The organism is Enterobacter sp. R-1.6.2, from assembly GCF_035064085.1.
GTDB classification, from domain to species: Bacteria; Pseudomonadota; Gammaproteobacteria; order Enterobacterales; family Enterobacteriaceae; genus Enterobacter; species Enterobacter asburiae_B.
On the sequence record NZ_JASEYI010000010.1, the window covers coordinates 96,901 to 122,635 of the forward strand.

Annotated in this window: 31 protein-coding genes; 15 read left to right on the forward strand and 16 right to left on the reverse strand. The window is 54.5% G+C overall.

Going from position 1 to position 25,735, the window contains the following annotated elements; genetic code table 11:
* Positions 1-2 precede the first annotated feature (2 nt).
* Both pmrA and pmrB read left to right on the forward strand, forming a co-directional pair.
* On the forward strand, positions 3-665 hold the full coding sequence (gene pmrA / locus QMN93_RS12740) for a two-component system response regulator PmrA (RefSeq protein ID WP_033146744.1): 663 nt from the start codon (positions 3-5) through the stop codon (positions 663-665).
* Complete coding sequence (pmrB, locus tag QMN93_RS12745; protein WP_064673369.1) at positions 662-1,705, forward strand: two-component system sensor histidine kinase PmrB; 1,044 nt, start codon at positions 662-664, stop codon at positions 1,703-1,705. The genes pmrA and pmrB overlap by 4 nt, the downstream gene beginning before the upstream one ends.
* A 34-nt stretch (positions 1,706-1,739) precedes the next feature.
* Here the strand turns inward: pmrB and cgtA are convergent, their stop codons facing one another.
* From cgtA to rplU, 4 genes are all read right to left on the reverse strand, one after another.
* Complete coding sequence (cgtA, locus tag QMN93_RS12750; RefSeq protein ID WP_023333597.1) at positions 1,740-2,915, reverse strand: Obg family GTPase CgtA; 1,176 nt, start codon at positions 2,913-2,915, stop codon at positions 1,740-1,742.
* A gap of 15 nt (positions 2,916-2,930) precedes the next feature.
* Complete coding sequence (locus QMN93_RS12755) at positions 2,931-3,896, reverse strand: DMT family transporter (RefSeq protein ID WP_023309346.1); 966 nt, start codon at positions 3,894-3,896, stop codon at positions 2,931-2,933.
* Positions 3,897-3,992: 96 nt separating this feature from the next.
* Positions 3,993-4,250, reverse strand: a complete 258-nt coding sequence (gene rpmA, locus QMN93_RS12760) for a 50S ribosomal protein L27 (protein WP_004385076.1) — start codon at positions 4,248-4,250, stop codon at positions 3,993-3,995.
* 19 nt (positions 4,251-4,269) lie between these two features.
* On the reverse strand, positions 4,270-4,581 hold the full coding sequence (gene rplU, locus QMN93_RS12765) for a 50S ribosomal protein L21 (RefSeq protein ID WP_003025032.1): 312 nt from the start codon (positions 4,579-4,581) through the stop codon (positions 4,270-4,272).
* Positions 4,582-4,838: 257 nt separating this feature from the next.
* On the opposite strand from rplU, the gene ispB reads away from it, so the two are divergent.
* Complete coding sequence (gene ispB, locus QMN93_RS12770; RefSeq protein ID WP_024906360.1) at positions 4,839-5,810, forward strand: octaprenyl diphosphate synthase; 972 nt, start codon at positions 4,839-4,841, stop codon at positions 5,808-5,810.
* 229 nt (positions 5,811-6,039) lie between these two features.
* Entirely contained in the window at positions 6,040-6,327 is a 288-nt protein-coding gene (gene sfsB / locus QMN93_RS12775; protein ID WP_023309348.1) for a DNA-binding transcriptional regulator SfsB, read from the forward strand.
* 60 nt (positions 6,328-6,387) lie between these two features.
* Here the strand turns inward: sfsB and murA are convergent, their stop codons facing one another.
* The 7 genes from murA to mlaF form a co-directional block, all read right to left on the reverse strand.
* Positions 6,388-7,647, reverse strand: a complete 1,260-nt coding sequence (murA, locus tag QMN93_RS12780) for a UDP-N-acetylglucosamine 1-carboxyvinyltransferase (protein ID WP_023309349.1) — start codon at positions 7,645-7,647, stop codon at positions 6,388-6,390.
* A 50-nt stretch (positions 7,648-7,697) separates the two neighbouring features.
* A complete protein-coding gene (gene ibaG / locus QMN93_RS12785) occupies positions 7,698-7,952 on the reverse strand; it encodes a BolA family iron metabolism protein IbaG (protein WP_008501458.1) in 255 nt (84 codons plus the stop codon).
* Positions 7,953-8,078: 126 nt separating this feature from the next.
* Entirely contained in the window at positions 8,079-8,372 is a 294-nt protein-coding gene (gene mlaB / locus QMN93_RS12790; RefSeq protein WP_023309350.1) for a lipid asymmetry maintenance protein MlaB, read from the reverse strand.
* Positions 8,372-9,007 carry a phospholipid-binding protein MlaC gene (gene mlaC / locus QMN93_RS12795; protein ID WP_033146748.1) on the reverse strand — a complete coding sequence of 212 codons (636 nt, stop codon included), beginning with the start codon at positions 9,005-9,007 and terminating at the stop codon, positions 8,372-8,374. The genes mlaB and mlaC overlap by 1 nt, the downstream gene beginning before the upstream one ends.
* Before the next feature lie 18 nt (positions 9,008-9,025).
* Positions 9,026-9,574, reverse strand: coding sequence for an outer membrane lipid asymmetry maintenance protein MlaD (gene mlaD / locus QMN93_RS12800; RefSeq protein WP_033147081.1), 549 nt, complete (start codon positions 9,572-9,574; stop codon positions 9,026-9,028).
* A 4-nt stretch (positions 9,575-9,578) separates the two neighbouring features.
* Complete coding sequence (gene mlaE / locus QMN93_RS12805) at positions 9,579-10,361, reverse strand: lipid asymmetry maintenance ABC transporter permease subunit MlaE (protein ID WP_010436044.1); 783 nt, start codon at positions 10,359-10,361, stop codon at positions 9,579-9,581.
* Between the two features lie 7 nt (positions 10,362-10,368).
* Positions 10,369-11,181: a phospholipid ABC transporter ATP-binding protein MlaF gene (gene mlaF, locus QMN93_RS12810; protein ID WP_024906354.1), complete on the reverse strand. Its 813-nt coding sequence runs from the start codon at positions 11,179-11,181 to the stop codon at positions 10,369-10,371.
* A gap of 227 nt (positions 11,182-11,408) precedes the next feature.
* Here mlaF and QMN93_RS12815 point away from each other — a divergent pair, with 227 nt between their 5' ends.
* From QMN93_RS12815 to npr, 11 genes are all read left to right on the forward strand, one after another.
* Positions 11,409-12,386 carry a calcium/sodium antiporter gene (locus QMN93_RS12815; RefSeq protein ID WP_182382750.1) on the forward strand — a complete coding sequence of 326 codons (978 nt, stop codon included), beginning with the start codon at positions 11,409-11,411 and terminating at the stop codon, positions 12,384-12,386.
* A 13-nt stretch (positions 12,387-12,399) separates the two neighbouring features.
* Positions 12,400-13,386: an arabinose-5-phosphate isomerase KdsD gene (gene kdsD / locus QMN93_RS12820; RefSeq protein WP_182382751.1), complete on the forward strand. Its 987-nt coding sequence runs from the start codon at positions 12,400-12,402 to the stop codon at positions 13,384-13,386.
* A 14-nt stretch (positions 13,387-13,400) separates the two neighbouring features.
* Positions 13,401-13,967: a 3-deoxy-manno-octulosonate-8-phosphatase KdsC gene (gene kdsC, locus QMN93_RS12825; protein WP_048981180.1), complete on the forward strand. Its 567-nt coding sequence runs from the start codon at positions 13,401-13,403 to the stop codon at positions 13,965-13,967.
* A complete protein-coding gene (lptC, locus tag QMN93_RS12830; protein WP_023309357.1) occupies positions 13,964-14,539 on the forward strand; it encodes an LPS export ABC transporter periplasmic protein LptC in 576 nt (191 codons plus the stop codon). Before kdsC ends, lptC begins: the two co-directional genes overlap by 4 nt.
* Positions 14,508-15,062: a lipopolysaccharide ABC transporter substrate-binding protein LptA gene (gene lptA / locus QMN93_RS12835; protein WP_033146750.1), complete on the forward strand. Its 555-nt coding sequence runs from the start codon at positions 14,508-14,510 to the stop codon at positions 15,060-15,062. Before lptC ends, lptA begins: the two co-directional genes overlap by 32 nt.
* A 6-nt stretch (positions 15,063-15,068) precedes the next feature.
* A complete protein-coding gene (gene lptB / locus QMN93_RS12840; protein ID WP_033146751.1) occupies positions 15,069-15,794 on the forward strand; it encodes an LPS export ABC transporter ATP-binding protein in 726 nt (241 codons plus the stop codon).
* 47 nt (positions 15,795-15,841) lie between these two features.
* Positions 15,842-17,275 (forward strand): RNA polymerase factor sigma-54, encoded by a 1,434-nt coding sequence (rpoN, locus tag QMN93_RS12845; protein ID WP_063143582.1) that lies wholly within the window; start codon positions 15,842-15,844, stop codon positions 17,273-17,275.
* Between the two features lie 22 nt (positions 17,276-17,297).
* The gene (gene hpf / locus QMN93_RS12850; RefSeq protein WP_008501444.1) at positions 17,298-17,585 is read left to right on the forward strand and encodes a ribosome hibernation promoting factor; all 288 of its coding nucleotides are present in this window, start codon (positions 17,298-17,300) and stop codon (positions 17,583-17,585) included.
* Between the two features lie 82 nt (positions 17,586-17,667).
* A complete protein-coding gene (gene ptsN, locus QMN93_RS12855) occupies positions 17,668-18,159 on the forward strand; it encodes a PTS IIA-like nitrogen regulatory protein PtsN (RefSeq protein ID WP_008501443.1) in 492 nt (163 codons plus the stop codon).
* Positions 18,160-18,204: 45 nt separating this feature from the next.
* Complete coding sequence (gene rapZ, locus QMN93_RS12860; protein WP_014885397.1) at positions 18,205-19,059, forward strand: RNase adapter RapZ; 855 nt, start codon at positions 18,205-18,207, stop codon at positions 19,057-19,059.
* Positions 19,056-19,328 carry a PTS phosphocarrier protein NPr gene (gene npr, locus QMN93_RS12865; RefSeq protein ID WP_003861872.1) on the forward strand — a complete coding sequence of 91 codons (273 nt, stop codon included), beginning with the start codon at positions 19,056-19,058 and terminating at the stop codon, positions 19,326-19,328. The genes rapZ and npr overlap by 4 nt, the downstream gene beginning before the upstream one ends.
* Positions 19,329-19,367: 39 nt before the next feature.
* Here npr and mtgA read toward each other — a convergent pair whose 3' ends face one another.
* The 5 genes from mtgA to lptF all read right to left on the reverse strand — a co-directional run bounded on the left by mtgA (position 19,368) and on the right by lptF (position 25,627).
* Positions 19,368-20,093, reverse strand: coding sequence for a monofunctional biosynthetic peptidoglycan transglycosylase (gene mtgA, locus QMN93_RS12870; RefSeq protein ID WP_039260411.1), 726 nt, complete (start codon positions 20,091-20,093; stop codon positions 19,368-19,370).
* Positions 20,090-20,743 carry an isoprenoid biosynthesis glyoxalase ElbB gene (gene elbB / locus QMN93_RS12875; RefSeq protein ID WP_193140158.1) on the reverse strand — a complete coding sequence of 218 codons (654 nt, stop codon included), beginning with the start codon at positions 20,741-20,743 and terminating at the stop codon, positions 20,090-20,092. The genes mtgA and elbB overlap by 4 nt, the downstream gene beginning before the upstream one ends.
* A gap of 232 nt (positions 20,744-20,975) precedes the next feature.
* A complete protein-coding gene (arcB, locus tag QMN93_RS12880) occupies positions 20,976-23,309 on the reverse strand; it encodes an aerobic respiration two-component sensor histidine kinase ArcB (RefSeq protein WP_033146754.1) in 2,334 nt (777 codons plus the stop codon).
* 135 nt (positions 23,310-23,444) lie between these two features.
* Positions 23,445-24,527: an LPS export ABC transporter permease LptG gene (gene lptG / locus QMN93_RS12885; protein ID WP_024906346.1), complete on the reverse strand. Its 1,083-nt coding sequence runs from the start codon at positions 24,525-24,527 to the stop codon at positions 23,445-23,447.
* The gene (gene lptF / locus QMN93_RS12890; RefSeq protein ID WP_024906345.1) at positions 24,527-25,627 is read right to left on the reverse strand and encodes an LPS export ABC transporter permease LptF; all 1,101 of its coding nucleotides are present in this window, start codon (positions 25,625-25,627) and stop codon (positions 24,527-24,529) included. The genes lptG and lptF overlap by 1 nt, the downstream gene beginning before the upstream one ends.
* Positions 25,628-25,735: the final 108 nt, after the last annotated feature.

Here is a 25,735-nt window from a genome sequence, read left to right on the forward strand (position 1 = left end):
CGATGAAACTACTCATAGTTGAAGACGATCTGTTATTGCAGGAAGGGCTGGCGCTGGGGCTGGCCAATGAAGGGTATGCCCTCGACTGTGCTGGCACCGCAGCGGAGGCGGACGCCCTGATCCAGAGCGGCGAATACAGTCTGGTGATCCTCGATTTGGGCTTGCCTGATAAAGATGGCGCCACGCTGCTCAGCCAGTGGCGACGCCGCGGTATCGCCAACCCGGTGTTGATCCTGACGGCACGCGATGCCATTGAAGATCGCATCACCGGCCTCGATGCAGGCGCAGATGATTACCTGGTGAAGCCTTTTGCGCTTGCTGAGCTTCAGGCGCGAGTGCGGGCGTTGATTCGCCGCTATCAGGGCCATAGCGATAACTTACTCACCGACGGCGATATTACGCTGAATCTGCAAACCCAGCAGGTACTGCGCCGGGACCAGGCGGTAGAGGTGACGCCAAAAGAGTTCGCCCTGCTTACGCGTCTGATCATGCGCAGCGGACAAACGGTGCACAGAGAAACACTCCAGCAGGATATCTACTCCTGGCAGGACGATCCGGGGTCAAATACCCTTGAAGTTCACATCCATAACCTGCGTCGCAAGCTCGGCAAGGACAGAATCAAAACCGTCCGTGGCGTTGGCTATCGCCTTGAGAGCCAGAAATGAACAGCATGCGTCGGCGTTTGATGGTGCTGCTGGCGGTCATTCTCTTATTTTTCCAGCTGATAAGCGTCATCTGGCTGTGGCATGAAAGCCGCGAGCAGATCGGTTTTCTGGTGAATGAAACGCTGTCGGCAAAAGCCCGTAATAACCATGTCGAAAAAGAGATCCGCGAAGCGATTGCTTCCCTTCTCGTCCCTTCTCTGGTGATGGTAGGCTTTACGCTGTTTTTCTCTTTCTGGGCAGTCACCTGGATAACCCGACCGCTGAATAAACTGCGTGACAGCCTGGCTAACCGTTCGGCAGATAACTTAACTCCGCTTCCTATGTATTCCGACATGGAAGAAATCGGCGCGGTGACAACCTCCCTGAACCAGCTGCTCGCCCGGCTGGACAATACCATTCAGCAGGAGCGTCTCTTCACCGCTGACGCCGCACACGAGCTTCGAACGCCCCTTGCCGGTATCCGGCTTCATCTGGAGCTTATGGCGCAGTCAGGCGCACCACAGGCCGCGACGTTAATTAGCCGTATCGATCAGCTCATGCATACCGTCGAACAGCTGCTGATGCTGGCCCGTGCCGGACAGGCAATGGCCAGCGGACACTACGAAACCGTGAGCTGGACGGAAAATATCATTGAACCTCTCGGCCTGGGCCATGAAGCCAAAGAGCATACGGTGATTTGGCCCGCTAAAAGCGCGCTCACGGTTCAGGGAGACGCCGTGCTCCTGCGTCTGATGCTGCGCAACCTGCTGGAGAATGCCGGGCGCTACAGCCCGGCAGGGACAACGATTACAGTGACATTAACCGGGGTCGACGGGGGGACGCAGATCAGCGTGATCGATCAGGGGCCCGGTATTGATGACGCGCACCGACAGTCAATTACCGAGCCATTCCGCCGTCTTGACCAGCGCTACGGTGGCAGCGGTCTGGGGCTGAGTATCGTGCAGCGCATTGTACAGCTCCACCACGGCAGGCTGACGCTTGAGAACGGCGCTGAAGGTGGTTTGATCGCCAGCTGCTGGCTGCCCGCAACGCTGGAATAAAAAAAGCCCCCATAATGGGGGCTCTCGACAGATATTAGTGCTTGTAGATGAACTCGACGCCTTCTTCATCGTCTTCATCCCAGTCATCGTCCCAGTCTTCATCATCCTCTTCCGCTTCCAGCTCTTCGAGCTGCTGGCGGTGGTAGTCATCCCACATGAATTCGACTTTTTCAGGCTGTTTCGCTTCTTCCGCCTGAACAATTGGGTTCTCAATGATGAAGGTCATCACATCCCAGCACAGATCTTTCACGCCAACCTGGCTTGCCGCAGAGATCAGGTAGTATTTATCTTCCCAACCCATCGCTTCAGCAATCGCTTTAGCTTTCGCTTCCGCTTCGGCTTTGTCCATCAGGTCGATCTTGTTGAAGACCAGCCAGCGTGGTTTATTCGCCAGTTTTTCGCTGTATTTTTCCAGCTCACCGATGATGATGCGGGCGTTTTCAACCGGATCGGAACCGTCGATAGGATCGATATCGATAAGGTGCAGCAGCACGCGGCAACGCTCAAGGTGTTTCAGGAAGCGAATACCCAGACCCGCACCTTCCGCAGCGCCTTCAATCAGACCCGGAATATCGGCAACCACAAAGCTCTTCTCGTTATCCATACGGACAACGCCCAGGCTTGGTACCAGCGTGGTAAACGGATAGTCCGCCACTTTTGGTTTCGCCGCAGAAACGGCGCGAATGAACGTCGATTTACCGGCGTTTGGCATACCCAGCATGCCCACGTCTGCCAGAAGCATCAGCTCCAGCTGCAGATCGCGCTTATCGCCCGGCGTACCCATCGTTTTCTGACGCGGAGTACGGTTAACGGAGGATTTGAAACGGCTGTTACCCAGACCGTGCCAGCCGCCTTTCGCCACCATCAGGCGCTGACCGTGTTTGGTCATGTCACCCATGGTTTCACCGGTTCCCTGGTCAATCACACGCGTACCGACCGGAACCTTAATGGTGACGTCTTTACCGCGTTTCCCGGTACAGTCACGGCTCTGGCCGTTCTGGCCACGTTCAGCGCGGAAGGATTTTTCGAAACGGTAGTCGATCAGCGTGTTGAGGTTCTCATCCGCCTCCAGCCACACGTCACCACCATCCCCACCGTCGCCGCCGTCAGGACCGCCACGTGGGATATACTTTTCACGGCGGAAGCTCACGCAACCATTGCCGCCATCACCAGCCACGACCAGGATCGTCGCTTCATCAACAAACTTCATTTTACTCTCCGTAACTCATTCGCCTGAGCGGGGGACTACTACAACCGCTTCATTTTTGCGCCAACGTCCCCAAAGACGATGACCAATGGCGGAATACATCGCGCCCGCAACCACGACAAACGCACCGAGATAACCCAACAGGTTGAGCATCGGTCTGACGAAGACATCGGGCCAGGCCATTGATAACAAATCTGAAAATAACAGCGTAAACAGCGGAGTAAGCGTAATTAACGCGCTCACCTGTGCCGCCTGCCAGCGCGCCATCGCTTCGGCCAGCGCGCCATAACCGACCAGCGTGTTCAGCCCACAAAAAATGAGGCACGCCAGTTGCCAGTCGCTAAGCTGGGAAATCACACCCGGCTTTGCTAATGGCAGCAATGCTATTGTACACAAAGTGTACAATAAAAAGAGGATCTGCTGTGAGGCAAGACGACGCAATAACACCTTTTGTGCGACGCCATAGCTCACCCAAACCGTTGCTGCCCCCACACCAAAAATTACACCCCATGTGTAATCCGTCAGGCGGGTGAAAATCTCAATCAGACTGGTGTTGAAGAACATCACCAGACCGCACAGCAGCATGCTCGCCCCGATAATCTGCGTACCGCGCATCTTTTCCTTGAGGATAAAGACGCTGGCGACCATCATGCCCACCGGTGAAAGCTGACCTATCACCTGCGACGCCGTGGGGCTGAGATATTGCAGGGAAGAGCTGAACAGGATGAAGTTACCGAACAGACCGCCCGTCGCGATAGCCAGCAATACCAGCCAGCGCGGTTTGCGGAAGAGCCGCAAGGGTGGAAGCTTACCTTTGATAGCCAGAATGGCCCCGAGGCCGATGCTTGCCATCAGAAAGCGATAAAAGACCACCGTAGGCGGCTCCATCACTTCCAGTACCTGCTTCATTGCAATTGGCAGCGCACCCCAGCACATTGCGGTAGTGAGCGCCAAAAGAATACCAATGCCGGCCTGCTGCTTCATGCCCGTTTTCCCTACAGAAAAAATTACCGGGTTTCCAATGTAAAAAGCCCCGCAACAGGTTGCGGGGCTTTAATCCGTTACCGGACCGAGAAAACCTTACTCAGCAACGATGCTGATGTATTTACGGTTGTTCGGGCCTTTAACTTCAAATTTCACTTTACCGTCTGCTTTAGCAAACAGAGTGTGGTCACGACCGCAACCTACGTTGTTGCCAGCGTGGAATTTGGTACCACGTTGACGAACGATGATGCTACCCGCCAGAACGGATTCGCCACCGAAACGCTTAACGCCAAGGCGTTTAGCTTCTGAATCGCGACCGTTACGTGTGGAGCCGCCAGCCTTTTTATGTGCCATTTAAATCTCTCCTCAGGTCTTAGGCGCTGATGCCAGTAATTTTCACATCAGTGAACCACTGACGGTGGCCCTGCTGCTTACGGTAGTGCTTACGACGACGAAACTTAACGATTTTAACTTTCTCGCCACGACCGTGTGCAACAACTTCAGCTTTGATAACGCCGCCATCAACGAAAGGAACGCCGATTTTGACTTCTTCACCGTTTGCGATCATCAGAACTTCTGCGAACTCAACAGATTCGCCAGTTGCGATGTCCAGCTTTTCCAGGCGAACGGTCTGACCTTCGCTTACTCGGTGTTGTTTACCACCACTTTGGAAAACCGCGTACATATAAACTCCGCTTCCGCGCACGTCCTCGTATGAATCAGAGTGCGCTATAAATATTCACAATAGGGCGCGAATATTACGCAAAACGCGAGCCTTTGACAAGTGCTACCGTCAATACATGAAGAAAAAAAACACAACACGTACGGTAACGTTTATCTGTGCCGTTTTTTCAGTACAATCAGCACTACTATTGATAAACCGAAACCCTTCGTTACCCCATTGAAGATGGGATCAACAGGATAAAAAGCCCGGCTTTTGCGATGAATTTAGAAAAAATCAACGAGTTAACCGCGCAAGATATGGCGGGTGTGAATGCAGCAATCCTGGAGCAACTCAACTCTGACGTTCAGCTGATCAATCAGTTGGGCTATTACATCGTCAGCGGCGGCGGTAAACGCATTCGTCCGATGATTGCCATTCTGGCTGCCAGAGCCGTTGGCTATCAGGGAAATGCTCACATCACTATCGCAGCGCTCATCGAATTTATTCACACGGCGACGCTTCTGCATGACGATGTTGTGGATGAATCGGATATGCGTCGTGGCAAAGCCACGGCAAATGCCGCTTTCGGAAACGCAGCCAGCGTCCTGGTGGGGGATTTTATCTATACCCGCGCCTTCCAGATGATGACCAGCCTGGGCTCCCTGAAAGTGCTGGAAGTGATGTCCGAAGCCGTAAACGTCATTGCTGAAGGCGAAGTGCTGCAGCTGATGAACGTCAACGACCCTGATATCACCGAAGAAAACTACATGCGCGTCATCTACAGCAAAACGGCGCGCCTGTTTGAAGCGGCTGCCCAGTGTTCCGGCATTCTGGCCGACTGTACCGAAGCACAGGAAAAAGGCCTGCAGGACTATGGCCGCTATCTGGGTACGGCCTTCCAGCTGATTGATGATTTGCTGGACTACAGTGCGGACGGCGAAACGCTCGGTAAAAACGTGGGCGATGACCTGAACGAAGGTAAACCCACCCTGCCGCTGCTTCATGCTATGCGCAACGGAACAGCCGACCAGGCGAAAATGATCCGTGAAGCGATTGAGCAGGGAAATGGCCGCCATCTTCTGGAACCTGTACTAGAAACTATGGCTATCTGCGGATCGCTGGAATGGACGCGTCAGCGCGCGGAAGAAGAAGCCGACAAAGCCATCGAAGCGCTTCAGGTCATTCCAGACAGCCCGTGGCGCGAGGCACTGATTGGTCTTGCCCACATCGCCGTTCAGCGCGACCGTTAATCCCCTTGTTTCTCCCCGCAGCGATAGCGGGGAGATTCCAGTACACACCTGTAAATTCCGTGTTCATGTAAATTCATCGGTTTAGAGACCGCATGAATAAAGCCGTGTCTTATTCTGAATATCCCTTCAAGTAACGCGAACTTTTTAGAACAAGAAGTTGAAATGGGTATAGTAACCGCGTCGTTTCAGAAGAAACGGCGTAGGTGAATCCGAACTTAAGGACGGCGTTATGGATACGAAATTTATCGACTGGCACACGGCTGATATTATTGCCGCGCTGCGCAAAAGAGGCACTTCACTGGCAGCAGAGTCCCGCCGCCATGGACTGAGTTCTTCCACTCTGGCAAACGCCCTCACCCGCCCCTGGCCCAAGGGAGAATTAATTATCGCGACGGCGCTGGATACGCATCCGTGGGTAATTTGGCCTTCGCGCTATCACGATCCCATCACCCATGAATTTATCGACAGATCGCGCATGATTCGCCAGAGAAAGGTAAAAAGAGAACCGCAGGAATAACGCATTTTTGACAGGAACAGCAACCCCCCGGTCATTGCTGGCAGGGGGCTGCCGGAACGATTACTCGCCCTTCACACGCTCGATGTTGGCACCCAGCGCGCGCAGTTTATCTTCGATACGTTCATAACCACGATCGATGTGATAGATACGATCCACGATCGTTGTACCTTCCGCGATACAACCCGCCAGCACCAGGCTTGCAGACGCACGCAGATCGGTTGCCATCACCTGAGCACCTGACAGTTTCTCAACGCCGTGGCAAATCACGGTATTACTTTCGATCTCAGCATGCGCGCCCATACGGATCAGCTCCGGTACGTGCATAAAGCGGTTCTCGAAAATGGTTTCTGTGATGAAGCCAGTGCCTTCGGCAACCAGGTTCAACAGGGTGAACTGCGCCTGCATGTCCGTAGGGAACGCCGGATGCGGCGCCGTACGCACATTGACTGCTTTTGGACGCTGACCGTGCATATCGAGGCTGATCCAGTCTTCACCGATTTCGATATCCGCACCCGCATCGCGCAGTTTCGCCAGCACCGCATCCAGGGTATCTGGCTGCGCGTTGCGACAAACAATCTTACCGCCAGAAATCGCCGCAGCGACCAGGAAGGTGCCGGTTTCGATACGGTCCGGCAGAACGCGATAGACACCGCCGCCCAGACGCTCAACGCCTTCGATGGTGATACGGTCGGTACCCTGACCGGAAATCTTTGCCCCCAGCGCCACGAGGAAGTTGGCGGTATCCACAATCTCCGGTTCGCGCGCGGCATTTTCGATGATGGTGGTACCTTCTGCCAGCGTCGCCGCAGACATAATGGTGACCGTTGCGCCCACGCTCACTTTGTCCATGACGATGTGCGCGCCTTTCAGACGACCATTAACGGACGCTTTAACGTAACCTTCTTCCAGCTTGATCTCGGCGCCCAGCTTCTCCAGACCAAAGATGTGCAGGTCAACCGGACGCGCACCGATGGCGCAACCGCCAGGCAGAGAGACCTGCCCCTGACCAAAACGCGCCACCAGCGGGCCAAGCGCCCAGATGGATGCACGCATGGTTTTCACCAGATCGTAAGGGGCTGAGAAGTTGTTCACCTTGCTGGCGTCGATCCAGACGGAACCGTTACGCTCGACTTTCGTGCCCAGTTGGGTGAGCAGCTTCATGGTGGTGTCGATATCTTTCAGCTTCGGTACGTTCTGAATTTCTACCGGCTCTTCAGCCAGCAGCGCAGCAAAGAGGATTGGCAGCGCGGCGTTTTTAGCGCCAGAAATTGTGACTTCGCCCTGGAGACGCGTTGGCCCCTGTACACGAAATTTATCCATTGTGTGCTCTCTTATAAATTCAACCGTGCTGCGGGCCTGTCGCCCTCAGCTCAAAAACCGTTTAGTTTGCGATCGCGTGCCCACTCTTGCGGGGTGAACGCTTTAATCGACAGGGCGTGGATGCGGTTATCCGCAATATATTCCATCAGCGGCGCGTACACAGCCTGCTGTTTCTTCACGCGGCTCATACCGTCGAACATCTCACCCACAGCAATAACCTGGAAGTGACTGCCATCGCCAGTGACGTGGGCTTCCTGAAGGGAGAGTGCATTCATCAGCACTGTCTGGATTTCATGATTTTCCATGGGCTCTTAATCATCTGATAGTGAAAACAAGCCCAACATCTTAGAGCAAAGTGGCGTTGTCTTAAACAAGCAAAAAGCCCCGACGATGAAACAGTCAGGGCTTTCGGAAGTAACGCACTGAAAATATTAACGAGGCAGTACGTCCTGAGGGAGATTGTAGAGCTGCGCAAGGGTCACGACATTATCGCTCGCGCCGTGAAGCGTGACGCTTGTCCCCTGCTTTTTCCCCACGGCAATCAGATGGGCAAGCAGCGCAACACCTGCCGTATCTACCCGCGTGACGTCGGTTAAGTCGATAAGCGTCACGCCCTGCATCGCTTCGTGGCGTTTGTCCCACAGTGGGTTCAGCAGATCCTGATCCAGTTCACCGGACAGCTTTAATGTCTCGCCTTCACGCGACCAGCTGAGTTGCTGTGACATTACTTCTTCTCATCCAGAGTAATTTTCTGGCGAGAGATAGACTGCAACTGAGCGGTCAGGCCATCAATGCCTTTGGTGCGCAGCAGGTCGCTCCATTCGTTCTGTTTGGTGGTGATCATGCTTACCCCTTCGGCAATCATGTCATAAGCCTGCCAGTGACCGGTCTGGCTGTTTTTACGCCACTGGAAATCCAGACGAACCGGCGGACGACCGTTAGGATCGATGATCGTCACACGGATAGGGACGATGGTCGCATCGCCCAGCGGCTGCTCAGGCGCAATCTGATAGGTCTGGCCGTGGTACATCGCCAGCGCCTGGCCATAAGCCTGTTTCAGGTATTCACGGAACGCGGCAAAGTAGGCATCACGCTGCGCAGGGGTCGCGTCTTTGTAATAACGTCCCAGCACCAGCGCACCCGCATATTTAATCTGCACGTACGGCAGCAGTTCCTGGTCAACAACGTCACGCAGATAATCAGGATTAGCACGAATTTTAGGCTGTTCGTTTTTAAGACGGTCGAAGGTCTTCTTCGCCGCTTCGTCCATCAGTTTGTACGGGTTACTCTGATCCGCAGCGTGGGCGGCGGTTAGAGGGGCGATGACCAGCATGGCAACCATTAACAGTCGTTTAAACATGAATGACTTCTCCTGATATTAATTCGCAGCACCTGGCGTCGGTGCGACGTCGGTATGATCTTCGCTCTGCGCAGGGGCAGCGTCGGATTTTTTCTCATCCCCTTTACTGTTGTAAAGGAACTGACCAATCATATCCTCCAGAACCATCGCGGATTTCGTATCCTGAATGACGCTACCGTCTTTAAGGATAGTCGTTCCCAGCTCGGGATCTTCAAAGCCAACGTTAAGCGCCAGATATTGTTCGCCCAGCAGGCCGGAAGTACGGATAGAAAGGGAACTGGTGTCCGGGATATGGTTGTAACGCTCTTCGATATCCATCGCGACGCGGGGCAGATAGGTTTTCTCATCCAGCGTAATGTCAGATACGCGTCCGATCACCACGCCGCCGATGCGGACCGGTGAACGCGCCTTCAGCCCGCCGATGTTATCGAAGGTGGCATAGATGCGATACGTCGGCTCGGTGCGTACAGACGTGATATCCGCCGCTCTCAGGCAGATAAACAGCGCGGCCAGCAGCGCCAGCAGCAGGAATACACCGACCCAAATTTCATTTTTTCTCGTTTGCATGAACTCAATTCCCAAACATCAGTGCGGTGAGCACAAAATCCAGACCCAGTACGGCCAGCGACGAATGTACGACTGTACGTGTAGTTGCGCGGCTAATGCCCGCCGACGTCGGGATGGCATCATAACCATTGAACAATGCAATCCAGGTGACCGTAATGGCAAATACCACGCTTTTAATCAGGCAGTTAACCAGATCCATTCGCAGGTCGATGGCGTCCTGCATCGCGGACCAGAAGAAACCGGCATCAATGCCTTTCCAGTGCACACCAACCAGCGAACCGCCCCAGATACCCACGGCGACAAACAGAATAGTCAGTAACGGTAAAGAGATCACCCCAGCCCAGAAACGCGGCGAGATCACGCGACGCAGCGGATCGACCGCCATCATCTCCATGCTGGAGAGCTGCTCGGTCGCACGCATCAGGCCAATTTCAGCCGTTAATGCCGACCCCGCGCGCCCGGCGAACAACAGCGCCGCCACAACCGGCCCCAGCTCGCGCAGCAGCGAGAGCGCCACCAGCATCCCGAGGCTGGTTTCCGCACTGTAGGTTGTCAGAACCAGATAGCCCTGCAGCCCAAGCACCATACCGATAAACAGACCGGAGACAATGATGATGAGCATCGACAGCACGCCGACATTATAAAGCTGCCGCACCAGCAGCGGTGCGTGCTTACGGAATTCCGGCTTGCCGACCAGCGCGTTGAATAACATCAATCCGGCACGCCCGAACGTCCTGATGGTTTTTATGCCACGGTGTCCGAGAGCGGCCAACGCATTTAACAGCATGAGTGGCTTAACTCCCTATTCCCAGTAAATCGTCACGATAGTCGCCCGCCGGGTAGCGGAACGGCACAGGGCCATCGGCAATACCGTCAAGGAACTGCCGCACGCGCGGATCGCAATTTTCCTGCAGCGCCTGAGCGCTACCGTGTGCGACGATCTTTTTGTCCGCCACAATATAGGCGTAATCGGCAATGCTCAATACTTCCGGTACATCGTGAGATACCACAATGCAGGTGACGCCAAGCGCGCTGTTCAGTTCAGAGATGAGCTTCACCAGCACGCCCATCGTGATGGGATCCTGTCCAACAAACGGTTCGTCGAACATGATTAAATCAGGTTCTAATGCAATGGCGCGTGCCAGCGCAGCGCGGCGCGCCATCCCGCCGGACAGCTCCGAAGGCATCAACTTTGCGGCGCCCCGCAAACCGACGGCTTCGAGCTTCATCATCACCGTGCTTTTCAGCAGTTCTGGCGGCAGGCTGGTATGCTCACGCAGCGGATAGGCGACGTTATCAAAGACATTCATGTCGGTGAACAAGGCTCCCGACTGAAAGAGCATGCTCATGCGTTTGCGGACAGTATACAGACGCGAGCGTGACATCTCCGGGATGTTTTCGCCATCAAAGAGGATTTCACCGCTATCAGGTGGGATCTGCCCACCAATAAGGCGCAGCAGGGTCGTTTTACCGATCCCGGACGGCCCCATGATGGCAGTGATTTTGCCACGCGGTACGGTCAACGAAATATCATCAAATATCAATCTGTTGGCGCGAGAAAAACTCACGCCGCGAACATCGACTAAATTCGCCATCGTTTGGCTCATTTATGGTTCCTTTATTACCCTGCTCACGTTAAGGCATGCCGCCTGAATCAGCCCTCAACTCCGCATTTTTACAGAATAATAGCCGTTGAGGTTAGCGAAAGCTGGCATTTGTTTTACTTTTCCGGCGCATAAAGTCAAAATTAGGAATTCGTTACGCCTCAGACTGTATGCAGTCCAGCCATTCCCGTGCGATGGACCGACGAGTATACCTGAAGAAAGGACTTTTGATGCTTTTAGCAACAGCACTGTTAATAATTGGTTTACTTTTGGTGGTCTACAGTGCTGACCGTTTAGTGTTTGCCGCATCGATCCTGTGTCGCCTGACGGGCGTACCGCCTGTCGTCATCGGGATGACCGTGGTGAGTGTTGGAACGTCACTTCCTGAAATCATCGTCTCTGTCTCGGCATCGCTGCATGGTCAGTTAGACCTGGCAGTAGGTACCGCGATTGGCTCCAACATCGTCAATATACTCTTGATTTTGGGCCTGGCCGCACTGCTCCATCCATTTCGCGTGCATTCTGATGTTCTGCGCCGTGAATTGCCGCTAATGTTAATCGTAAGCCTGCTGGCAGGCTGCGTATTTTACGATGGTGTTCTGAGCTACAGCGACGGCATTTTCCTGCTGGCGCTGGCCGTCATCTGGCTGCTGTATAGTGTTAAAATCGCCCGTCTGGCTGAGAAGCAGGGTCAGGATAGCCTCACGCGGGAGCAGGTCGCCGAACTGCCGCGAGAAGGTACGCTGCCTGTTGCCCTCCTCTGGCTTGGCATTGCGCTGATCATCATGCCGATGGCAACGCGCATGGTCGTGGATAACGCGACCGTGCTGGCGAACTATTTCGCCATCAGTGAACTGACCATTGGCCTGACGGTGATTGCCATCGGCACCAGCCTGCCGGAGCTGGCCACGGCCATTGCGGGGGCGCGTAAAGGTGAGGATGACATTGCCATTGGTAATATCATCGGTTCCAACATATTTAATATCGCCATTGTGATGGGCCTGCCGGCCCTGATTACGCCAGGACCCTTTAATCCCCTGGCGTTCTCACGCGACTACGGCGTGATGTTATTGGTCAGCGTGATATTTGCCCTGCTCTGCTGGCGGCGGCAACGACAGATCGGCAAAGGCGCAGGCGCGCTGCTGACGGGTGGATTTATCGTATGGATGGCGATGCTGTACTGGCTCTCGCCTCTTCTCTCTGGGTAAACGGAAACGCATTATGTCGCAAATAGAATTGCAGCCGGGTTTTGACTTTCAGAAAGCAGGCAAAGAGGTTCTGGAGATTGAACGTGAAGGTCTGGCGCAGTTAGATCGGTACATTAATCAGGATTTTAGTCTGGCATGTGAGAAGATGTTCTACTGTGCCGGCAAAGTCGTGGTGATGGGGATGGGTAAGTCCGGCCACATTGGACGCAAAATGGCGGCAACGTTTGCCAGTACCGGAACCTCTTCCTTCTTTGTACATCCGGGGGAAGCCGCGCACGGTGACCTGGGGATGGTCACGCCGCAGGATATCGTCATTGCGCTGTCCAACTCCGGGGAGTCCAATGAAATTCTGGCGCTAATCCCGGTACTGAAGCGACTGCAGGTGCCGCTTATTTGCATGACCAGCCGTCCGGAAAGCAGCATGGCGCGGGCAGCCGATATTCACCTGTGCGTGAAAGTGCCCAAGGAGGCCTGTCCGCTCGGCCTGGCGCCGACGTCCAGCACCACCGCCGCACTGGTCATGGGTGATGCGCTTGCCGTCGCGCTGCTCGAAGCCCGCGGTTTTACGCCGGAAGATTTCGCGCTTTCCCACCCGGGCGGCGCGCTGGGGCGCAAGCTTCTGCTTCGGGTAAACGATATTATGCACACCGGGGATGAGATCCCTCACGTCAGTAAAGAAGCCTCCCTGCGTGATGCGCTGCTGGAAATCACCCGTAAGAATCTGGGTATGACGGTCGTGTGCGACGATCTGATGAAAATTCAGGGGATCTTCACCGATGGCGACCTGCGCCGCGTGTTCGACATGGGTGTAGATGTCCGCACGCTCGGCATTGCCGATGTGATGACGCCGGGCGGTATCCGCGTCCGTCCGGGTACGCTGGCCGTGGATGTGCTGAACCTGATGCAGTCCCGCCACATTACCTCAGTGATGGTTGCCGATGGCGACCAGTTGCTGGGTGTGATACATATGCATGATCTGCTGCGCGCAGGCGTAGTGTAATGAAGGATAAGACAATGAGTAATGCGGGTGCATCCCTTGCAACCTGTTATGGACCGGTCAGTACCCAGATGATGGCAAAGGCGAAAAACATTCGTCTGCTCATCCTGGACGTGGATGGCGTACTTTCCGATGGCCTGATTTACATGGGCAATAATGGTGAAGAGCTGAAAGCGTTTAACGTTCGCGACGGCTACGGTATCCGCTGCGCGCTCACCTCGGGTATTGAGGTGGCTATCATCACCGGGCGAAAAGCTAAACTGGTAGAAGACCGCTGTGAAACCTTAGGAATTACCCATCTGTATCAGGGTCAATCCGATAAGATGGCGGCGTTTAAGGATTTACTGGGTAAACTGGCTATCGCGCCGGAAAACGTAGCCTACGTCGGGGACGATCTGATTGACTGGCCCGTGATGGCTGAAGTCGGGCTGAGCATCGCCGTTGCCGATGCGCATCCGCTGCTGATCCCGCGCGCTGACTACGTTACCCACATCAACGGGGGCCGTGGTGCCGTACGTGAAGTCTGCGATCTGCTTTTGCTGGCGCAGGGCAAGCTTGATGAGGCCAAAGGGCAATCGATATGAGTAAAACCAGACGCTGGATTATCATTTTGCTTTCGCTTGTCGCACTGGTATTGATTGGCGTGAACCTTGCCGATCGCGACGATACGCAAACGGAAGTGGTCAACAATAACGATCCAACCTATAAAAGCGATCACAGCGACACCGTGGTCTACAGCCCGGAAGGCGCGCTGAACTATCGCCTGATTGCCCAGCATGTTGAATATTTTTCAGATGACGGTATTTCGTGGTTTACCCAGCCTGTCATGACCACCTTTGATAAGGACAAAGTGCCGACGTGGTCAATCAAGTCAGATCGGGCAAAACTGACAAATGACCGTATGCTTTATCTGTATGGCCACGTTGAAGTCAACGCCCTGACCGCTGACTCGCAACTGCGAAAAATTACGACGGATAATGCCCAAATTAACCTGGTAACCCAGGACGTGACCTCGCAGGATCTGGTCACACTGTATGGCACAACATTTAATTCCAGCGGTTTGAGAATGCGCGGGAACTTACGCAGCAAGAACGCCGAGCTGATTGAAAAGGTTAGAACCTCCTATGAAATTCAAAACAAACAAACTCAGCCTTAAAGTAATTATCGCCAGCGCGATGCTGGCGACCAGTCTCCCCGCGCTTGCTGTAACGGGCGATACCGACCAACCGATCCATATCGAGTCCGATACCCAGTCTCTCGATATGCAGGGCAACGTCGTCACCTTCACGGGAAACGTCGTCATGACTCAGGGCACCATCAAAATTAACGCCGACAAAGTGGTCGTGACTCGTCCGGGTGGCGAGCAGGGCAAAGAGATCATTGATGGTTACGGTAACCCGGCCACCTTCTACCAGATGCAGGACAACGGCAAGCCGGTGAAAGGCCGCGCTTCGCATATGCACTATGAGCTGGCGAAGGACCTGGTCATCCTGACCGGAAACGCGTATCTGGAACAGCTGGACAGCAACATTACCGGCGACCAGATCACCTATCTGGTGAAAGAGCAAAAAATGCAGGCCTCCAGCGAGAAAGGCAAACGCGTCACGACCGTACTGGTTCCGTCGCAGCTGCAGGACAAAGGCAAAGGCCAGGCCCCGGCACAGAAGAAGAGTAACTAATTCGTTATGGCAACATTAACTGCAAAAAATCTCGCGAAGGCCTACAAGGGCCGCCGTGTCGTAGAAGATGTCAGTCTGACCGTCAACTCCGGCGAAATCGTGGGGCTGCTTGGCCCTAACGGTGCGGGTAAAACCACCACTTTCTACATGGTCGTTGGCATTGTGCCACGCGATGCCGGCAACATTATCATTGACGATGAAGACATCAGCCTTCTGCCGCTGCACGCGCGCGCGCGTCGCGGGATCGGCTACCTGCCGCAGGAAGCCTCCATTTTCCGTCGTCTTAGCGTTTACGATAACCTGATGGCGGTCCTGGAAATTCGTAACGATCTGACCAGCGAACAGCGTCAGGATCGTGCCAACGAGTTGATGGAAGAGTTCCACATTGAGCATCTGCGCGACAGCCTCGGTCAGGCACTCTCCGGGGGTGAACGCCGTCGTGTTGAGATTGCACGTGCGCTGGCCGCAAACCCGAAATTTATCCTTCTGGATGAACCGTTTGCCGGCGTTGACCCGATCTCGGTTATCGACATTAAACGCATCATTGAACACCTGCGTGACAGCGGGCTTGGCGTACTGATCACCGACCACAACGTCCGTGAAACGCTGGCCGTGTGTGAACGCGCGTATATTGTCAGCCAGGGCAATCTGATCGCCCACGGTACGCCGCAGCAGATCCTCGAAGACGATCATGTTAAGCGCGTCTATCTTGGGGAAGACTTCAGACTCTGATAGGGTAGAGGTAACGTAACGCCGAACCGGAGAAAAATGCTCTGAACATGAAGCAAGGTTTGCAATTAAGGCTCAGCCAACAACTGGCAATGACGCCGCAGCTACAGCAGGCAATTCGCCTGTTGCAACTGTCCACGTTAGAACTTCAGCAGGAGCTCCAGCAGGCGCTGGACAGCAACCCCCTGCTGGAACAAACCGATCTTCATGACGAGGTAGATACTCAGCAGTCACAGGATACAGAAGCGCTCGACACCGCGGATGCACTCGAACAAAAAGAGATGCCCGACGAGCTACCGCTGGATGCCAGCTGGGATGAAATCTACACCGCCGGAACCCCTTCCGGTACGCGTGCAGACTACCAGGATGATGAGCTACCGGTCTATCAGGGAGAGACCACCCAGTCGCTGCAGGATTACCTGATGTGGCAGGTGGAACTCACCCCCTTCTCCGATACCGACCGCGCGATTGCCACCTCAATTGTCGATGCCGTTGACGACACCGGCTATTTGACCGTCACGCTGGACGATATCCTGGAAAGCATGGGCGACGAAGAGATTGAACTTGAGGAGATCGAAGCCGTTCTGAAGCGCATCCAGCGTTTCGATCCGGTAGGCGTGGCCGCAAAAGATCTGCGCGACTGCCTGCTGATCCAGCTATCTCAGTTCAGCAAAGAGACGCCATGGATCGACGAGGCGCGCTTAATTATTAGCGATCATCTGGATCTGCTGGCCAACCACGATTTCCGCAGCCTGATGCGCGTCACGCGCCTGAAGGAAGAGGTGCTGAAAGAAGCGGTGAATCTGATCCAGTCACTCGATCCCCGCCCGGGACAGTCGATCCAAACCAGCGAGCCCGAGTACGTGATCCCGGATGTGCTGGTCAGAAAACACAATGACCGCTGGGTCGTTGAACTGAACTCAGACAGCATCCCTCGCCTGCAAATCAACCAGCAGTATGCCTCCATGTGCACCAGCGCGCGTAACGACTCCGACAATCAATATATTCGTAGCAATCTTCAGGAAGCGCGATGGCTGATCAAAAGTCTGGAGAGCCGAAATGATACGCTGCTGCGCGTCAGCCGCTGTATTGTCGAACAGCAGCAGGCGTTCTTTGAGCAGGGCGAAGAGTATATGAAACCGATGGTACTGGCGGATATCGCCCAGGCCGTCGAAATGCATGAATCAACCATTTCCCGTGTCACCACGCAGAAGTATCTGCACAGTCCACGCGGTATATTTGAGCTTAAGTATTTCTTCTCCAGCCATGTGAATACCGAGGGCGGCGGCGAAGCGTCGTCAACGGCCATTCGTGCCCTGGTGAAGAAGTTGATCGCCGCGGAGAACCCCGCGAAGCCACTAAGCGACAGTAAGTTAACCACCATGCTGTCCGATCAGGGTATTATGGTGGCACGTCGTACTGTTGCGAAGTATCGAGAGTCTTTATCCATTCCGCCGTCCAACCAGCGTAAACAGCTGGTCTGACACAACCGATAAGGAAGGCACTATGCAGCTCAACATCACTGGACAAAACGTCGAAATTACTGAGGCTTTACGTGACTTCGTGAACGCGAAGTTTGCAAAACTCGAGCAGTATTTCGAAAGGATCAATCAGGTCTATATTGTGTTGAAAGTGGAGAAAGTGACTCATATCTCGGATGCCACCCTGCATGTTAACGGGGGTGAACTGCATGCCAGTGCGGAAGGGCAAGACATGTACGCTGCTATCGACGGCTTGATTGATAAGCTTGCACGACAGCTCAATAAACATAAAGATAAACTGAAACAACACTAATTGTCCGGGCAGTTAACGGGTGCAGGACGGCCTGTTGTGAAACACAACAGGCCATTTGTACAGTTAGCGCTTAGGTGAAATTATGATGAACAACGATTCCGCTCTTCAACTGAGCAATGTCCTTAACCAGGAATGTACCCGCAGTGCGGTTCACTGCCAGAGCAAAAAACGTGCGCTGGAGATCATCAGTGAACTGGCTGCCAAACAGCTGGGCCTGCCGCCGCAGGTGGTGTTCGAAGCGATTCTGACCCGTGAAAAAATGGGCAGTACCGGTATCGGCAACGGCATCGCGATCCCGCACGGCAAACTGGAAGAGGATACCCTGCGTGCCGTTGGTGTGTTTGTGCAGCTTGAAACACCCATCGCCTTCGATGCCATTGATAACCAGCCCGTCGATCTCCTCTTCGCGCTGCTGGTACCTGCCGACCAGACGAAAACCCATCTGCATACGCTGTCGCTGGTCGCAAAACGTCTGGCCGATAAAACCATTTGCCGTCGACTGCGCTCGGCCCAAAGTGATGAAGAGCTCTATCAAATTATCACTGAAGCAGAAGGCAATCAGGATGATGCATAACCAGGAGATGGCCTTCACATCTGTTGTCCTGAGGAGAAACGGAACATGGTGCTGATGATTGTCAGTGGCCGTTCAGGGTCGGGGAAATCCGTTGCTCTGCGCGCCCTGGAAGACATGGGTTTTTACTGCGTCGATAACCTGCCGGTCGTGTTGTTACCCGATCTGGCCCGCACGCTGGCGGAGAGACAAACCTCTGCCGCCGTCAGTATCGACGTTCGTAACATGCCTGAATCGCCAGAGATCTTCGAACAGGCCATGAGCAACCTGCCTGACGCGTTCTCGCCTCAGCTGCTGTTCCTCGATGCAGACCGCAATACGCTGATCCGCCGCTACAGCGATACCCGTCGTTTGCACCCGCTATCTAGCAAGAACCTCTCTCTGGAGAGCGCTATCGATGAAGAGAGCGACCTGCTGGAGCCGCTGCGTTCTCGTGCCGACCTGATTGTCGACACCTCTGAGATGTCCGTTCACGAGCTGGCGGAAATGCTGCGTACCCGGCTGTTGGGTAAACGCGAGCGCGAACTGACGATGGTGTTCGAATCCTTCGGCTTTAAGCACGGTATTCCGATTGATGCGGATTACGTTTTCGACGTGCGCTTCCTGCCGAACCCGCACTGGGATCCAAAACTGCGTCCAATGACCGGTCTGGATAAGCCGGTGGCGGCGTTCCTCGACCGGCACACAGAAGTACACAATTTTATCTACCAGACGCGTAGCTACCTTGAGCTATGGTTACCTATGCTGGAGACAAACAATCGTAGCTACCTGACGGTGGCGATTGGCTGTACCGGCGGTAAACATCGTTCGGTTTACATCGCCGAACAGCTGGCCGACTATTTCCGCTCGCGCGGGAAGAACGTTCAGTCCCGTCATCGCACGCTGGAAAAACGTAAAACATGACCGTAAAACAAACCGTTGAGATCACCAACAAGCTGGGTATGCATGCACGCCCGGCGATGAAGCTGTTTGAGCTGATGCAGGGTTTCGATGCAGAGGTTCTGCTGCGGAATGACGAAGGCACCGAAGCGGAAGCGAACAGCGTGATTGCGCTGCTGATGCTGGATTCCGCCAAAGGGCGCCAGATTGAAGTAGAAGCCACCGGCCCTCAGGAAGAGGAAGCGCTGGCGGCGGTGATTGCCCTGTTTAACGCAGGGTTCGACGAAGATTAAGGTCTGCTATTCAGGCGGGTAGCGCTGCGCTTACCCGCCCTACATAAGATTATTACGCTGCATAAACTCCTCTCCACCCAGCTGATTCATCTGGCGCATAATCCACGCCTGTCGGCTTCGCACGTACCCTGATGGGGCACTGGCCTTAAAGCGGATAGGGTTCGGTAACACAGCGGCCAATAGCGCTGCTTCTGACATACTCAGACGGCTGGCTGGCTTATTGAAATACCGCTGTGCGGCAGCTTCCACGCCAAATATACCGTCGCCAAACTCAGCGACGTTGAGATAGACGGTCAGAATGCGTTTTTTGCTCCAGACCGTTTCCATCCCAAGGGTCAACCCCGCTTCCAGCCCTTTTCGCAGCCAGCTTCGACCATCCCACAGAAACAGGTTTTTGGCCGTTTGCTGCGACAAGGTTGATGCCCCGCGCACGCGATTTTCATGGCGTTCGTTATGGGCTAGCGCCTTCTCAATGGCCGCCACGTCGAACCCCCAGTGCTCCGGGAATTTCTGGTCCTCCGCCGCGATGACCGCCAGCCCCATGAACGGGGAGATCTCGTCCATGCTCACCCAGTCAGAGTGGGCAACATAGCTGAAATCGCCGCTGAACCACGCGCTAAGCTGACGCTCAACCATAACGGCAGAGAACGGTACCGGCATAATGCTGAATAAAGCCAGCCCGCCTCCCCAGAATACCGCCAGCACAAGTACGATGCGCAAGAGAAAACGTTTCACCCCTGCGCCTGCGGCAAATTTACGCCTCATTCAGTCAGCACCAGCACGCGGGCCACCAGCTTTTCAATACCTGAGGCCGCCTCAGCGATATTGTTCGCCAGCATATACGCTGGCGTGGTGACAATTTTGTTATCTTCATCAACCACAATGTCATCAACCGGGCACGGAACGTGTTCGCCCCCCATTTCCTCGACGATCTCTGCGGTATCAATATCCGTCCCGATAGTCAGGCGCAGCGGAAAATCAAAAATCCTGGGCAGCATTGCCGGCGCGATGCAGATAAAGCCCTGCGGTTTTCCTGCCGCGTGCATGGCCTGCGACAGCGCTTTAAGATGAGGATCGATCTGACACTCCGCACCCTGCGCAGCAAAGGTACTGAGATTTTTGGCCGCGCCAAACCCACCCGGCAAAATGAGCGCATCAAGCTCTGTAGGGTCTGCCTGAATAAGAGGATGGATATCACCTCGCGCAATACGCGCGGCTTCAATCAGTACATTGCGGTTTTCTGCCATCGGCTCGCCGGTCAGATGATTAATCACATCCGCCTGATTTTTGTCCGGCGCAAAACAAATAACCTCTGCTCCCTGCTTAGCCAGGGCCAGCAGCGTGATTACGGCTTCATGTATTTCAGAACCATCGTAAACACCGCATCCGCTCAGCACGACACCAATCTTTTTCATCATGACAATCCTTTTCTGCAACTTGCTGAAGCACATTAATAATTTTGATTAAAACGCTATGCTTCACACATTTCACTGATTCATGTAACAAACCATTTAAGATTTGCTATCTTATCTGCGTGCGGCCTAAATTTTTCAGGCAGCGCCCTTTCGAAAATAACTTTATAAAACAGGCGCAGCCACGATTTCCCTGGTGTTGGCGCAGTATTCGCGCACCCCGGTTAATCCGGGGTCATTTTTTTCTGGCGTCGACCCAGGCTTTAAGCACCGCCACATCGTTTTGCCACTCTTGTTTCATCTCTTCAACCCAATCACCCACGTTATCTTCCCATGCAGGTAAATCAGGCGACTGAATCTGTTGACCCAGCTGCTGCAGATGGCGTAAGCCGACCGAGCCGGCGGCGCCTTTGATTTTATGTCCTTCTTCGACGATGCCCTTCTGGTCACGAGCCGTCAGGTTTGATTCCAGCACGCTCAGATAGCCCGGCATCATTTTTTCGAACACCGCCAGACCATCGGTAATCAGTTTCGGACCCACCAGATCGATGTACTGCTCCAGCATTGCGGTATCGAGTATCATTTGGGCTTTTGCGCTATCAACAGACGTCATGGTGCTCTCCTCTTCATCACGGGTATCCCAGAACTTCTTAATCATGGCGGTCAGAGCAGGCACCGCCAGCGGCTTGCTGAGTACATCGTCCATACCGGCATCGAGATACTCTTTTTTGTCTTTCAGCACGTTCGCCGTCAGCGCCACCAGCGGCGGCAGCTCGTCGGCCGCGTACTGACGCGTCAGCTCACGAGAGATATCCAGCCCGGTCATATCCGGCAGCTGGATATCGAGCAGAACAAGATCGTATTCGCCCGGTTTAAACATCTCCAGCGCGGCCTTACCGGTCATCGCGACATCCACGCTATTGCCCAGTTTTTCCAGCACCGAGCGCGCCACAATCACGTTCAGCTCAATGTCTTCCACCAGCAGAACGTGCAGCGCGGGCAGCGGCATGTCGTCGTTTTCAAAGGTGTCTTCAACCTCCTCTGCCACCGCCGGCGCATGGACCGTCAGCGTGAAGGTTGATCCTTTGCCCGGCTGGCTGACAACGGTGATATCGCCACCCATACTCTTCGCCAGCCGCTTAGAGACCGCCAGGCCAATGCCCGTTCCTGTCGCCGGTTTCCCGCCGTTGCTGTCCTTCACCTGGTAGTACATCGCGAAAATTTTGTCCTGCTCCTCCTGCGGAATACCCATCCCGGAGTCTTCCACCTCGAAGTGCAGCATATCGCCTTCGTCATAGCGGATGCGCACCGCCACCTGCCCCTTCTGGGTAAATTTCACCGCGTTGCTGATGAGATTCCACAGGATCTGACGCAGACGCGTGCCGTCGGTCACCACTTTATGCGGCAGCGGCAGGGTGGGATCCATGACAAAGCTCAGTCCCTTCTGCTGCGCCTGCAGGCCTGAGAGATTTTCGAGGTCGGCAAGGAAGCTGGTGAAATCAACCGGCTGATTATCAAGCTGAACTTTACGGCGCTCCATCTTATCCATATCAATAATATCGTTGAAGATATTACCCAGCGTGACCGCTGAGACATGGATAGTCTTGAGGTATTTTTCCTGCTCTGCGGTCAGGTCGGTATCCAGCAGAATACGGCTCAGCCCGACAATGCCATTAAGCGGCGTACGCAGCTCGTGGCTGATGGTGGAGATAAAGGTAGTCTTGTCGCGGCTGGCGCGCTCCAGAGCGTCCTGGTAGCGCTTACGCTCGGTGATATCGCGGCCAAAGCCCATCAGGCCGTGGCGTTTCCCCACGCGGTCATAGTAGGGCACCTTACGGATCTCAAAGCAGGCTTTGCGTCCGTCCGGGTAATCCAGCCACTGTTCATAGGTCAGCGAGACGTTATGGCGGAATACTTTTTCGTCCGTCTCCATGACCTTGGCCGCCGCCTCTTCAGAGTAAACGTCCTGCGGCTTCAGGTTAATCAGCTGCTTCTCGCTTTTCCCGGTAAGCAGCTCCATCGCCCGGTTACAGCCGGAAAATTCTTTATCTTCATTACGGTAAAACACCAGATCCGGCGAAGCATCGAGGAACGACCGCAGGAAAGAGGATTGCTGCTCAAGCTGGATCTGCGTGACCTCGCGCTCTTTCATTTCGATTTTCAGCTGCTCCAGCGTGGCCTGACGCTCGGCTTCCGCCTTCTCACGATCGGAGATCTCCTGATTCAGCTGCGCAATGTTGTCTTTAAGCTGGACGTTGAGCTTCAGGTCGCGCTCGCGCATCTCTTCCAGTTTATCGACCAGTTTTGACAGACGCTGACGGGACTCTTCCAGCTGTTCAACCACCACGGAAAGGAAATAGACCGCCCAGGGCGTAATGAGCAAGCCAAAGAAGATGGAGCGGATGACGTCGATACTCTCGACCTGACCATGCAGAACCATGGTGACGGCCATTTGCACGACAATAGCCAGAACGACCAGCGCCAGCGCAAGCAGCATGGAGAAACGCACCAGCCCAAGCTTCATCATCAGGTCGACGTAATACTGGGCAAGCATTCGAATTTGCTTCATAGAGGATCCCTTCACGACTTTATCGCTCAATAATACTCAAATTCAGGGCGAGGCGTTGAAGGTTGTGAGAAAAAGTGCGGGGTGAAACAGGAGATTAGCCTCGCTTCCGGTTAACCGGAAGCGAGGAGAGGTCAATCAGGAGCGTTTCAACAGCAGCCAGAGGCTGATCAGGAGGAAACTGGCGCTTGGCAGCAGCGCACCAATTATCGGCGGAATGCCATAAACCAGCGTCAGCGGACCGAAGATCTGATCGAGCACGTAGAACACAAAGCCGAAACTGATACCGGTCACGACGCGCACGCCCATCGGCACGCTGCGTAACGGGCCGAAGATAAACGACAGCGCCATCAGCATCATCACCGCCACGGACATCGGCTGGAAGATCTTGCTCCACATGTTGAGCTGATAACGTCCTGCGTCCTGTCCGCTCGACTTCAGATATTTCACATAGTTGTGCAAACCGCTGATGGAGAGCGCGTCAGGATCCAGCGCCACAACACCGAGCTTGTCAGGCGTCAGGTTGGTTTTCCACGTACCGGTTACCGTCTGAGAACCCGTAATCTGTTTCGGATCGGTCAGGTTAGACTCATCGACCTGGGACAAACGCCACTGTTTATGTTCGGCGTCAAATTTTGCCGAAGAGGCGTGGCGGACTGACTCCAGACGGCGCTGGTCATCGAAAGCATAGATGCTCACCCCACCCAGTTCATCATTCCCCTTTACCCGTTCGATGTAGACGAAGTTTTTACCGTCTTTCGCCCATAAACCTTGTTGGGTCGAGAGCAGCGAGCCGCCGTACATGGCCTGCGCACGGTAGTTACGCGCCATCTGTTCGCCCTGCGGCGCGACCCACTCGCCAATCGCCATGGTCAACAGCACCAGTGGGATCGCGGTTTTCATGACCGACAGCGCAACCTGCATGCGGGTAAAGCCCGAGGCCTGCATAACGACCAGCTCACTGCGCTGCGCCAGCATCCCCAGCCCCAGCAGCGCGCCCAGCAGGGCCGCCATCGGGAAGAAGATCTGTACATCTTTCGGCACGCTGAGCAGGGTATACATCCCCGCGCCCATCGCGTCATAGCTCCCCTGCCCGGCTTTTTTCAGCTGATCGACAAATTTGATAATGCCGGAGAGCGACACCAGCATGAACAACGTCATCATGATGGTGGTAAAAATGGTTTTACCGATATAGCGATCAAGAACGCCAAACGCCTGCATTAGATGGCTCCTTTACGCGAGAATCGGGCACGTATGCGGCGCACAGGCACCGTATCCCACAGGTTTAATCCCAGCGCCAGTAAGATGTACAGGCTGTTGACGAACCATGTCCAGACCATAGGGTCCAGCTTACCCTTCGCGCCGTTAGAACGAATCGAGGTTTGCAGCAGGAAATAGATCAGGTAAAGCAACATCGCCGGCAGCATAGAGAGCACGCGGCCCTGGCGCGGGTTCACCACGCTCAGCGGAACGACAATCAGCGCCATCATAAACACGGTGAATACAAGAGTAATACGCCAGTGGAACTCAGCACGCGCTCTGTCGGTATCGGTATTCCACAGGGTACGCATGTCCATTTGCTCGGTATCCGTTGGATCGAGCGCCACCGCCTGATGGCCGATAATGGCCTGATAGTTCTGGAAATCCGTAATACGGAAGTCGCGCAGCATGGCGGTGCCTTCGAAACGGGTGCCTTTGTTCAGCGTCACGATCTGAGAACCATCTTTGCGCTGAGCAAGCTGGCCGGAGTCTGCAACCACCACGGAAGGACGCGCGTTACCTTTGGGACGTAACTGCGCCAGGAATACGTCGTTGAATTTACTGCCGTCAACGCTCTCAATGAACAGCACGGAGTTGCCGTCGGTCGCCTGCTGGAACTGCCCCTGGGCTAAGGCTGCCATGCCGGGGTTGGCTTTCGCTTCGGCCAGCACTTCGTCCTGATGACGGGAAGACATGGGACCCGCCCACATCACATTCACCGCCGCGACAATACCCGTGAACAGCGCCAGTATCATGGCCGCTTTCACCAGTACCGCTTTGCTCAGGCCACAGGCATGCATCACCGTGATTTCACTCTCGGTGTAGAGTTTCCCAAGCGTCATGAGCAGGCCAAGGAAAAGACTTAGCGGCAGGATGAGCTGCGCCATTTCCGGGATCCCTAAGCCAAGCAGGGAAAGCACCAGATTTGTTGGAATTTCGCCGTCAACGGCCGCACCGAGGATCTTAACCAGCTTCTGACAGAAAAAAATCAGCAGCAGGATGAAGAGGATCGCCAGTTGGCTTTTGAGCGTCTCCCGCACCAGATATCTTATGATTATCACTTTAAATACGCCCGTAAAAACCCGTCTCTTTGCTGGAAAATCGCTTGTTTCATGGCTTAAACGTCATTTATTCTCTTGAGTCGTCGAAATCATCGCTAAGATTAAAAC

Bases quoted from the DNA above. Each gene is read 5' to 3' on its own strand.
- pmrA (WP_033146744.1), top strand. From the start codon at position 3: ATGAAACTACTCATAGTTGAAGACGATCTGTTATTGCAGGAAGGGCTG.
- pmrB (WP_064673369.1), top strand. From the start codon at position 662: ATGAACAGCATGCGTCGGCGTTTGATGGTGCTGCTGGCGGTCATTCTC.
- cgtA (WP_023333597.1), bottom strand. From the start codon at position 2,915: ATGAAGTTTGTTGATGAAGCGACGATCCTGGTCGTGGCTGGTGATGGC.
- QMN93_RS12755 (WP_023309346.1), bottom strand. From the start codon at position 3,896: ATGAAGCAGCAGGCCGGCATTGGTATTCTTTTGGCGCTCACTACCGCA.
- rpmA (WP_004385076.1), bottom strand. From the start codon at position 4,250: ATGGCACATAAAAAGGCTGGCGGCTCCACACGTAACGGTCGCGATTCA.
- rplU (WP_003025032.1), bottom strand. From the start codon at position 4,581: ATGTACGCGGTTTTCCAAAGTGGTGGTAAACAACACCGAGTAAGCGAA.
- ispB (WP_024906360.1), top strand. From the start codon at position 4,839: ATGAATTTAGAAAAAATCAACGAGTTAACCGCGCAAGATATGGCGGGT.
- sfsB (WP_023309348.1), top strand. From the start codon at position 6,040: ATGGATACGAAATTTATCGACTGGCACACGGCTGATATTATTGCCGCG.
- murA (WP_023309349.1), bottom strand. From the start codon at position 7,647: ATGGATAAATTTCGTGTACAGGGGCCAACGCGTCTCCAGGGCGAAGTC.
- ibaG (WP_008501458.1), bottom strand. From the start codon at position 7,952: ATGGAAAATCATGAAATCCAGACAGTGCTGATGAATGCACTCTCCCTT.
- mlaB (WP_023309350.1), bottom strand. From the start codon at position 8,372: ATGTCACAGCAACTCAGCTGGTCGCGTGAAGGCGAGACATTAAAGCTG.
- mlaC (WP_033146748.1), bottom strand. From the start codon at position 9,007: ATGTTTAAACGACTGTTAATGGTTGCCATGCTGGTCATCGCCCCTCTA.
- mlaD (WP_033147081.1), bottom strand. From the start codon at position 9,574: ATGCAAACGAGAAAAAATGAAATTTGGGTCGGTGTATTCCTGCTGCTG.
- mlaE (WP_010436044.1), bottom strand. From the start codon at position 10,361: ATGCTGTTAAATGCGTTGGCCGCTCTCGGACACCGTGGCATAAAAACC.
- mlaF (WP_024906354.1), bottom strand. From the start codon at position 11,181: ATGAGCCAAACGATGGCGAATTTAGTCGATGTTCGCGGCGTGAGTTTT.
- QMN93_RS12815 (WP_182382750.1), top strand. From the start codon at position 11,409: ATGCTTTTAGCAACAGCACTGTTAATAATTGGTTTACTTTTGGTGGTC.
- kdsD (WP_182382751.1), top strand. From the start codon at position 12,400: ATGTCGCAAATAGAATTGCAGCCGGGTTTTGACTTTCAGAAAGCAGGC.
- kdsC (WP_048981180.1), top strand. From the start codon at position 13,401: ATGAGTAATGCGGGTGCATCCCTTGCAACCTGTTATGGACCGGTCAGT.
- lptC (WP_023309357.1), top strand. From the start codon at position 13,964: ATGAGTAAAACCAGACGCTGGATTATCATTTTGCTTTCGCTTGTCGCA.
- lptA (WP_033146750.1), top strand. From the start codon at position 14,508: ATGAAATTCAAAACAAACAAACTCAGCCTTAAAGTAATTATCGCCAGC.
- lptB (WP_033146751.1), top strand. From the start codon at position 15,069: ATGGCAACATTAACTGCAAAAAATCTCGCGAAGGCCTACAAGGGCCGC.
- rpoN (WP_063143582.1), top strand. From the start codon at position 15,842: ATGAAGCAAGGTTTGCAATTAAGGCTCAGCCAACAACTGGCAATGACG.
- hpf (WP_008501444.1), top strand. From the start codon at position 17,298: ATGCAGCTCAACATCACTGGACAAAACGTCGAAATTACTGAGGCTTTA.
- ptsN (WP_008501443.1), top strand. From the start codon at position 17,668: ATGATGAACAACGATTCCGCTCTTCAACTGAGCAATGTCCTTAACCAG.
- rapZ (WP_014885397.1), top strand. From the start codon at position 18,205: ATGGTGCTGATGATTGTCAGTGGCCGTTCAGGGTCGGGGAAATCCGTT.
- npr (WP_003861872.1), top strand. From the start codon at position 19,056: ATGACCGTAAAACAAACCGTTGAGATCACCAACAAGCTGGGTATGCAT.
- mtgA (WP_039260411.1), bottom strand. From the start codon at position 20,093: ATGAGGCGTAAATTTGCCGCAGGCGCAGGGGTGAAACGTTTTCTCTTG.
- elbB (WP_193140158.1), bottom strand. From the start codon at position 20,743: ATGAAAAAGATTGGTGTCGTGCTGAGCGGATGCGGTGTTTACGATGGT.
- arcB (WP_033146754.1), bottom strand. From the start codon at position 23,309: ATGAAGCAAATTCGAATGCTTGCCCAGTATTACGTCGACCTGATGATG.
- lptG (WP_024906346.1), bottom strand. From the start codon at position 24,527: ATGCAGGCGTTTGGCGTTCTTGATCGCTATATCGGTAAAACCATTTTT.